Raw genomic sequence first — 9935 nt, 5'->3', positions numbered from 1 at the left:
GGAAAGAAATTGAGGGCGTTAAAATTGTGGGCTTTTTTGACCCTAATAATGACAATGCCAGGGAAGTAATTGAGAAGTACGGTATCAAAAGATTTATGGATGAAGATAAATTAATTGATGCCTGTGATGCAATAGACGTAATAACTCCTACTACCCTACATTATGATATATGCATGAAGGCGGTAAGAAAAGGCAAACATGTATTTGTTGAGAAGCCAATTACCCATACATTACAGGAAGGCAAAGACCTGGTAAACATGGTGCGGGAAGCGAATGTGAAATTACAGGTGGGTCATGTAGAAAGATTCAATCCGGCTTATCTGGCCATTAAAGATTTACACTTGAATCCCATGTTTATTGAAGTGCATCGCCTTGCACAATTTAATCCCCGTGGAACTGAGGTAAGTGTAATACTTGACCTGATGATACACGACATTGATATTATTCTGAGTCTTGTAAAAAGTGATGTAAAAAATATTGCCGCAAGCGGCGTTGCAGTAATGACTGATACGCCAGATATTGCAAACGTCAGAATAGAGTTCAACAATGGTTGTGTTGCTAATTTAACAAGCAGCAGAATCAGTATGAAAAAGATGCGCAAAATCAGACTGTTTCAGAAAGACGCTTATATTGGAATTGATTTTTTGGAAAAGAAAACCGAGATAATCAAGTTAAAACAACCAGAAGATGAAAAGGCTTTTTCATTTGACATAGAAACGCCAAATGGCAAAAAAACAATTGCCATTGCAACTCCTTCAATTGAGCCTTTAAATGCTATTAAACTGGAACTGACCTCATTTGTAGACGCTATTGTTAACAACAAACCTACTCAGGTAAACGAAATAGACGGATATCTGGCTATGGAAGTAGCACATCAGATTCTGGACAAGATCAACAATACCAGCATATTGGTTTAAAACAATTATATCAATATGCAAAACAGGAAAAGAAACATTAATTTATATATAGTAAGTGATTTTATTTTTTCTCTTGTTACGCTAATTATTTTTTTCCAGATTTATCCTGAACAAACCACTAGTACCGTTCAGCTTTTAAAAATTGATATTGAAGGCCTCGAAACAATTCTGACATTCCTGTTTATTCCTGTATACTGGATTGCATTCTATTTTATCACGGGTAGTTATAGCAGATCCCTGTACGATAAATCGAGACTCAGTGAACTTACTGCCAGTTTATTGCACTCACTTTTTGGCGTCTTTCTTTTATACATAATTCCCGGGTTTCAACTAATACATCAGGCTAATCAGTTTTTTCTTTATTTCATCGTTCAATTTATACTTGTTGCCGGAGGAAGAACCATGCTTCTTTTTCAGACAAAAAAAACGCTTAAAAGAGGAGAAGTTTTTTTTAAAACTATTATCGTTGGAAACAATACCAATGCAATCAAAGTATATGAAGCCCTTAATAGAAACTTTAAATACCTCGGATTTAAAACAATCGGATTTGTTTCTGTTCATCCGGAAGAAACCAAAAATGGTTTATCTAAATGGATGCCTCATTTAGGTTCAACTCACCAGATAAAAAAAATTGTAGAAGATCAGGAAATTGAGAGAGTAATTATTTCAATTGATAAAAAAGAGCAAGAACTAATTGAAGAGATTGTTCGTATTCTAACAGAGAAAGATATTGATATCAAACTGGTACCAGACACAATTGATATTTTAGCAGGTTCAGTTAAAACCAGTAATATTCTGGGAGCCCTTCTCATGGATATTCAAACTGCAACCATGTCTCCTGAGGAACAGCATATAAAGAGAATGATAGATATCCTGGTTGCTCTCACAGGGTTAATTATACTGAGTCCATTCATGTTTTACATTGCTATCAGAACCCTTTTGAGTTCACCAGGTGGAGCCATATACAAACAGGAAAGAATTGGATATAAAGGGAAGCCGTTCTTTATTTATAAATTCAGGAGCATGTACCAGGATGCTGAAAAAGAAGGTCCTGCCTTGTCCAGTGACGAGGATAAAAGAATTACTCCCTGGGGCAAAATAATGCGAAAATGGAGGCTGGATGAATTGCCTCAGCTCTGGAATATTATAAAAGGTGATATGAGCCTTGTAGGTCCCAGACCCGAACGTGAAATTTATATCAATCAGCTGTTACAGGTATCCCCGTTTTACAGATACTTATTAAAAGTAAAGCCAGGGCTTACATCCTGGGGAATGGTACAATTTGGATATGCATCTAATTTAGATGAGATGATTGAAAGAATGCAGTACGATTTAATTTATGTTGAAAATGCATCTCTGTTATTAGACTTTAAAATCATGATGCATACACTTCGTATTATTTTATCAGGAAAAGGTAAATAAGCAGTCCATTGAAAAAAAACATTGAAATATTGTCATCTCATGAAATTGACAAAATTAAATGGAACACGCTTGTTAACGATAGTAAGAACGGATTAGTTTATGCACAATCCGATTTCCTGGATCGTATGGCAGATAACTGGGCTGCTGTTATTGTTGGGGATTATGAATCCATACTTCCCATACCCTACAGAAAAAAATGGGGGATCAGTTATTCCTACTCAGTTCCTTTTGTTCAGCAACTGGGATTAATTGGGAAAGTGGAAGATGCAAAAGCCGCAAAAATTAAATCCGAAATACAGAAAAAATTCAAGTATGGAACTATCCAGTTAAATTCAGGCAATGCTGCGCTGGCCGCTCATTTAGGAGCAAGCCCAATGCCTAATATGTATATATCCCTGCAAGAACCATTTTCTGTTTTGGAAAAAAACTTTAAAAAGAAGTTTTCAGGGTAAGCGAAAAACTCATTAAAGATAACTGGCTATACAATAGTTCAATTCATGCAGAAGAATGCATCAATTTATACCGCCGGATGCAAGGGCATAAAATGAAACATATTAGGGTATATGATTTTGAGAGACTGATACAGTTTTGCAATGAAAATAAAAATACTACTCTGCAATATTTTGCCAGAGCGGTACAAAATCGGGCAGGAGAAATATGTTCTGTTGTCTTACTCTTGAAAGACCGTAAAAGAATTTATAATATCATTAATGCGTCAACAACTCAAGGCAGAAAAGCCGGTACAAATTATATGCTGTACTATGAATGCCTGAAGGAATTCAGTCAACAGCCGATACTTTTTGATTTTGAAGGATCAGCCATTCCTGGTGTTGCCGGCTTCTATAATAAATTTAACCCGCGAAAAGAGTTTTACCATATCTGGCATTATAATGCATTGCCTTTCCCGCTTTCTATGTTCCCTTAATATTGATTTCTTTTTTGCAAAATAGATTCCGCCACCAGTAAATCAACGGGTCTGGTAATTTTAAGATTATCATAATCACCATCAATGAGAAAGGTTTTTTCCCCGGAATACTCTACAACTGTGGCTTCATCGGTAAAAGATTCCTGATAGGGCATATTAAAAGCCCTGATTAATAATTCACTTTTAAAAGTCTGGGGAGTTTGAACAATCTTAACCAGATTCCTATCAATGGCAGAATGACCGGAATGTACATCGGCAATTCTGATACTATCGGTAGCACTAACGGCAGGTATTGCAGAGCCTAAACGTTTGGCCTGTTCATAACAAGCCCTTATTAAGTTGGGTGTAACCAAACATCTGACACCATCATGAACAAAAACAATCGATTCCTTATCCAGTAAGTCAATCCCGTTTTTTACAGAATGAAATCTTGTCTGTCCACCGGCAATTAGGGTTACGCTACTTTCTTTTCCCATATCAGCAACCAGCATTTTGCCCTGACTTATATAATCAGATGGTAAAACCAGGGTTATAGAAATATCGTCGAATGCTTCAAAAAAGGCTTTCAAAGTATACCACAGCAGAGGCTTATTGTTCAATAAGAGAAACTGTTTAGGAGTGGTAGCTCCCATTCGGGTACCCGATCCTCCGGCCGTAATAATTGCAACTTTTTTAGCCATGTTTTATTTATAAATAGCTACCAGGTTTTCACCCTTACTGCTTTTTAGCCCCCGATACATACCTGCACTGTTGAACACCATTGCTGCATTGCCATGTATGTCAATTCCAATCATTCCTCCTTCCCCATTCATGCTTACCAGTTTCTCGTTCACAACCCTATGCATTGCTTCTTGCAGACTTAATCCTTTGTACTCCATCAAACAACTTACATCATAGGAAGCCACTGCTCGTATAAACATTTCACCATGACCAGTACAACTGATGGCACAGGTTTTATTATTGGCATAGGTACCCGCCCCTATTACCGGACTATCACCTATTCTGCCATATTTTTTATTCGTCATTCCTCCGGTTGAGGTAGCTGCTGCAATATTCCCTGCGGCATCCATTGCAACGGCTCCAACCGTACCAAACTTTCTATCCCGAAGCAACTCTTCCAGATGGTGATTGGTGTGATCCAGTGAATAGGTATCAGAGTCGCGTATGGCTTTCCATTGGTCGTATCTGAATTGAGAAAAGAAATAATCGTCCGGCTCCAGCTTAATCCCCTGTTGAATTGCGAAATCATTTGCCCCCTTACCACTTAAAAACACATGATTACTATTGGTCATTACTTCTGCTGCCAATTCAATAGGATTCCTCACATTTCTTACCCCACAGATGGCTCCTGCAGATAAATCAGCCCCACTCATGATTGCAGCATCCATTTCCTGAACTCCCTTCTTGGTAAATACAGAACCCTTCCCTGCATTGAACAGAACATTGTCTTCCAAAACAATGATGGCAGCCTTAACCGCATCAATGGCTGTACCTCCCTTCTCAAGTGAAGCATAACCACTATCCAACGCGTCCTGTAAAACACCAGAATAAGCATGCTCCAGTTCGGGTGACATATCTTTTTTAAGTATGGTTCCGGCACCACCGTGAACCACTATGGTAAAGTTTGACATTTCGCTAATTTTCAACGAAAGTAAAAATTATGTTATCGCAAAGATTCTAAATAATTAAGTTGCCTGTTAGAAAGCATTGAATAAAAATATCAAATTTCTAATGAATCACTAATCAAGAAGGAACTACCTGATTGTTCAATAATCTTTTACATTCCACAAGTAATTTCTGTTTTTCAATGGCTACAGTACCTACCGATTCACAAACAAGCCCTCCTGCAATATTAGCCATTTCAGCAGCCAGTTGAATTTGCCTGGTAACAGCCATCACCAGGGATACAACTGCAATAACCGTATCGCCGGCTCCACTTACATCCGCAATCTTTCTTACATGCGTAGGTATAATGGAACTATTCTGTTGATCCTGATAAAAAACTCCTTTTTCAGACAGAGTAATTAAAGAAATCTGATGCTGCAATACCTCATGTAAAACGTGGTGTATATGTTGCATTTTCTTCAGATCAACTTCTTCAACAACCATGTTCAACCCTTCTTTCACTTCTTTCAGATTGGGTTTAAAAAGGGTAACATTCTTATAGGCTAAAAAGTTTTTCTTTTTGGGATCAACCGCAGAAACAATCTGATGTTGATTACATAGATTAATCAGTTTTTCAATAAGCTTACTGGTTAATACCCCTTTATTATAATCTTCAAATATTACAACAGAAGGACGATACGTATTAATATAGGCTTCTACATTCTTAATCAAGACTTCTTCAAGAGTAGAATCAATATCAGTGGTAATTTCAGAATCCAATCGCATCATCTGCTGATTCCGCGCCATTACCCGCATTTTATTGGTAGTAATTCTATCCCCGGACTGTATTACAAAAGAAGTATCAATCGACTGCTCGTTCATTAAGTTTAATAAGGTCTCGCCGTCATTATCGTTTCCAATAACAGAAATGATTCCGGTTTTAGCACCCAGAGAGGCAGTGTTTAAAGCTACATTGGCTGCTCCTCCTACCCTGCACTCTTTGTGACGAACTTCAACAACAGGCACCGGTGCTTCCGGAGAAATCCTTTCCACATTTCCCCACCAATAAGTATCTAACATTACATCCCCGATAATCAACACATGCGTGTTTCTGAAACTCTCAAAAAGCTGATCAAAATTCATGGAATTATTTTTTTGCATTCCTGACTGCTATAAAATACAAAGGTATACCCAACAGTGTAATGATTAATCCTGGCCAGGTAAACTGAGGTTTATAAATAATTAACAAAACACAGAAACTGATACCCATCAACATATAAATGGCAGGAAGTACAGGATAGCCAACCGCCTTATAGGGTCTGGGCAATTCTGGTCTTTTCCTACGCAGAATAAATATACCTGCAATTGTCAGTACATAAAAAATTACAACTATAAAGGAAACCATATCTAAAAGGTCTCCATATTTACCACTTAAACAAAGCAGACTGGCAACAACACACTGTGCCCATAATGCCCATTCCGGCACTGAGTTTTTATTCAGCTTACCTGCATTCTTAAAGAACAGTCCATCCTGGGCCATTGTATAATATACCCTTGCACCGGCCAGTATTAAACCATTGTTACAGCCAAAAGTAGAAATCATAATCATGGCAGCAATTATATAGGTGCCCATGCCCCCGAATATTACATTGGAGGCGGTTACCGCAACCCTGTCCGATTCTGCAAATGCAATCTGATCTAATGGCAAAACACTTAAATACATCAAATTAGCTGAAACATAAATAAGGGTTACAATCAATGTACCCAGAAATAAACTGAGTCCAATATTCTTTTGCGGATTCTTAATTTCACCTGCAATAAAAGTAACATTGTTCCAGGCATCACTGCTAAAAATAGACCCTACCATGGAAGCAGCAATGGCACCTAATGCACCCGCACCCAATACTGGGGCAATAATGGCGGCAGACATTTCACCCGTGCCTTTCGTCATCGACTTCATGGTAAAAGCATCAGACCAGTTTGCATTCCAGACTTCAGCATCAGCAGCCAATATAAAACCAAAGACAATTAATCCGAATAAGGATAATAATTTCGTTACTGTAAATATGGTCTGAATCATTTTACCTCCCTGAACACCCTTGGTATTGATATAGGTTAACAGAATGATGATAAAAATAGACACAAACTGTGCTGGATAAATTTTAAAAGGCCCTAACAAAAACAGCACATCTGCTTCATTCATTTCCAGTGCCGGAATAAAATAGGCAGCGAATTTGCAGAAAGCAACCCCTACTGCGGCAATGGTACCTGTCTGGATAACAGAGAAGAAACTCCAGCCATATAAAAAGCCGGTAAGTTTATTATAAGACTCTTTTAAATATACATACTGGCCACCAGCTTTAGGGAACATGGCACTTAACTCACCATAGCTTAATGCAGCTGTTAAAGTCATAAACCCCGTAAGCAACCAAACTACAATTAACCAACCCGCACTTCCTACATTGCGGGTAATATCTGCACTTACAATAAAAATTCCGGATCCAATCATGCTGCCGGCTACAATCATTGTTGCATCCAGCAAACCCAATGTGGGTTTAAAAGAAGGGGTAGTTTCTGACATAAAAAATCCCGCCCATTTTTAAAAGGGCGGGAATGAAGATAACAAATATGATTGAACGATTATTGCTTCTTTGGATACAACTTATTTAACCCTTTCACTAAATCGTCAGTAATATTATAGGCACTATCTTTTAAATACATGAACTCAGGTGCACTGGAAAATACATATGCATAACCCTTGTCCTTATTGTATTCTTTCAGGTAATCTTCAATTTTCTTTTTTACATCCTGTAGCTTTTTAAAGCTTTCATCCTGCATTTCCTGAGCCATCATCTGCTCTTTACCCTGATAGGTTCTTTCCATCTGTACCAGCTCCTGCTGCTTATTTGCCAATTCAGCCTGAGACAGACTTTGGCCCACACGCTGTAGCTCCTGGTATTTATTGGTAAATACATTCTTCAATTCGTTCAATTGTTTAGCATTTGCCTGATCTTTCAACTGTAATGAAGCACGCACTTCTTTAAAATATTCAAAATTGTTCTGGATAGAATCAGACTCAAAATAAGCAATTTTAAATCCGCCTGCGCCTGCGCTAACAGCGCTTCCACCTGCAACAGCAGAAACAGATTTAGCACTGGAAAAATGCAAATAAAACAAAACAGCTACACCAATTGCAGTAGCGATAGAAAGTCCGGTAATAAAATTTTTCATACAGTAATTATTTTCCTAAAATAAGTCAATTTTTAATTTCACAGAAGACGATTCTTACAAAGGGCTATTCAGTAAAAAAGTAGGAAGCCTGGGCTTCCTACTTTTACTTATACTTTCAGTATCTGATTACTCTTCTTCGTCAAAGCTCATTGCTTCTCTGGTAGTAGCCAGCACTTCATATTCTTCCTTACTTCCTACAATCATGTTCTCAAACTCTTTCTGTCCGGAACCTGCAGGAATCAGATGTCCTGTAATAACGTTCTCTTTCAGACCCAACATAGCATCAGTCTTACCTTGAATTGCGGCCTGACTTAATACTTTGGTTGTCTCCTGGAACGAAGCAGCTGAAATCCAGCTTTGAACACCCAATGAAGCTTTGGTAATACCCAGTAATACCGGACGGGCAGTAGCAGGCTTGGCATCTCTTACTTCAACCAGTTTCTTGTCTGAACGACGTAAGATAGAATTCTCTTCTCTTAACTCGCGTAAAGTAATGATCTGACCCGCTCTCATTTTAGTACTTTCACCAGCGTTGGTTACTACTTTCTTATCAAAGATTCTATCGTTCTCTTCAATAAAGTCGAAGCGATCTTCTAAATCCTCCTCTAAGAACTTGGTATCTCCTGCGTCTACAATTTCCACTTTCTTCATCATCTGACGTACAATCACTTCTACGTGTTTGTCGTTAATTTTAACCCCTTGTAAACGGTATACTTCCTGAATTTCATTTACTACGTATTCCTGCACAGCAAATGGACCTTTGATAGCCAGGATGTCAGCAGGAGCAATCTGTCCGTCAGACATTGGCGTACCAGCTTTCACGAAATCACCATCCTGTACAAGGATCTGACGGGTAAGCGGAACAAGGTATTTCTTAATCATTCCATCACGTGATTCAACAATAATCTCACGATTACCACGCTTCACGTTACCGAAGGAAACAACACCATCAATTTCACATACAATAGCCGGGTTTCCTGGGTTACGGGCTTCAAACAATTCAGTTACACGTGGAAGACCTCCGGTGATATCTCTTAGTTTTCCTAAGATACGTGGAATCTTCACCAATACCTGACCTGCTTTTACTTCATCGCCTTCTTCTACACCAATATGTGAACCAACTGGTAAGTTGTATTGCTTAATATCTTTTCCTTCAACAATAATAGTAGGAATCTTAGTCTTGTCCTTGGTTTCAATTACCACTTTCTCGCGGTGACCAGTTTGCTCATCAGACTCATCACGGTAAGTGATACCATCAAGAATGTTTTCAAACTTGATAGAACCGTTTGTTTCAGCAACAATTACGTTATTGAACGGATCCCATGTACAGATAACATCACCTTTCTTAACCTGAGCACCATCTTTAACATTTAAAGTAGCACCGTAAGGAACGTTATTGGTTATCATTAAACGATCGTTCTTCACGTCCATGATTCTAACTTCACCCGTACGTCCGATTACAATCTTAGACTTGGTTCCGTCATTACCAACTGTATCAACGGTTCTTAAGCCGTCAAACTGAATGGTACCATCAAATTTGGCTTGTAAAGTAGATTCAATGGATGCAGATCCGGCAACACCACCCACGTGGAAAGTACGTAGAGTAAGCTGTGTACCAGGCTCACCAATGGATTGTGCGGCAATAATACCTACTGCATCACCTCTCTGAGCAAGATAACCTGTTGCAAGGTTCTTACCATAACACTTCACACAAACTCCACGCTTGCTTTCGCAGGTAAGAACAGAACGAATTTCAACTGTTTCAATACCTACTTCTTCAATTTGCTTAGCCACATCAGAAGAAATTTCTTCACCTGCAAGGATGATTAATTCTT

The 9935-nt window shown here is 38.4% G+C and carries 9 protein-coding genes and 1 pseudogene; 4 read left to right on the top strand and 6 right to left on the bottom strand.

What is annotated here, in order from left to right:
• The 4 genes from P767_RS15270 to P767_RS0101580 all read left to right on the top strand — a co-directional run.
• On the top strand, positions 1-917 hold a 917-nt coding region (locus P767_RS15270; RefSeq protein WP_051416972.1), incomplete at its 5' end, for a Gfo/Idh/MocA family protein.
• Between the two features lie 15 nt (positions 918-932).
• The gene (locus P767_RS0101590; protein WP_037351524.1) at positions 933-2339 is read left to right on the top strand and encodes a sugar transferase; all 1407 of its coding nucleotides are present in this window, start codon (positions 933-935) and stop codon (positions 2337-2339) included.
• 8 nt (positions 2340-2347) lie between these two features.
• Complete coding sequence (locus P767_RS0101585; RefSeq protein ID WP_026763142.1) at positions 2348-2791, top strand: hypothetical protein; 444 nt, start codon at positions 2348-2350, stop codon at positions 2789-2791.
• Positions 2792-2883: 92 nt separating this feature from the next.
• On the top strand, positions 2884-3264 hold the full coding sequence (locus P767_RS0101580) for a hypothetical protein (RefSeq protein WP_026763141.1): 381 nt from the start codon (positions 2884-2886) through the stop codon (positions 3262-3264).
• Here P767_RS0101580 and P767_RS0101575 read toward each other — a convergent pair.
• The 6 genes and pseudogenes from P767_RS0101575 to P767_RS15265 all read right to left on the bottom strand — a co-directional run.
• Positions 3261-3944: a 2-C-methyl-D-erythritol 4-phosphate cytidylyltransferase gene (locus P767_RS0101575; RefSeq protein WP_026763140.1), complete on the bottom strand. Its 684-nt coding sequence runs from the start codon at positions 3942-3944 to the stop codon at positions 3261-3263. The genes P767_RS0101580 and P767_RS0101575 overlap by 4 nt on opposite strands.
• 3 nt (positions 3945-3947) lie before the next feature.
• Positions 3948-4895, bottom strand: a complete 948-nt coding sequence (locus tag P767_RS0101570) for an isoaspartyl peptidase/L-asparaginase family protein (RefSeq protein WP_026763139.1) — start codon at positions 4893-4895, stop codon at positions 3948-3950.
• A 112-nt stretch (positions 4896-5007) separates the two neighbouring features.
• On the bottom strand, positions 5008-6012 hold the full coding sequence (locus tag P767_RS0101565; RefSeq protein WP_026763138.1) for a bifunctional heptose 7-phosphate kinase/heptose 1-phosphate adenyltransferase: 1005 nt from the start codon (positions 6010-6012) through the stop codon (positions 5008-5010).
• Between the two features lie 4 nt (positions 6013-6016).
• Positions 6017-7450 carry an APC family permease gene (locus P767_RS0101560; RefSeq protein WP_026763137.1) on the bottom strand — a complete coding sequence of 478 codons (1434 nt, stop codon included), beginning with the start codon at positions 7448-7450 and terminating at the stop codon, positions 6017-6019.
• 59 nt (positions 7451-7509) lie between these two features.
• Positions 7510-8100: an OmpH/Skp family outer membrane protein gene (locus P767_RS0101555; protein WP_026763136.1), complete on the bottom strand. Its 591-nt coding sequence runs from the start codon at positions 8098-8100 to the stop codon at positions 7510-7512.
• 126 nt (positions 8101-8226) lie between these two features.
• Positions 8227-9935: pseudogene (locus tag P767_RS15265) on the bottom strand (DNA-directed RNA polymerase subunit beta'); the annotation flags it as partial.

Source organism: Sediminibacterium salmoneum NBRC 103935 (assembly GCF_000511175.1).
In the GTDB taxonomy this organism is placed as follows: domain Bacteria; phylum Bacteroidota; class Bacteroidia; order Chitinophagales; family Chitinophagaceae; genus Sediminibacterium; species Sediminibacterium salmoneum.
This window is presented reverse-complemented; position numbering and strand designations above follow the sequence as displayed.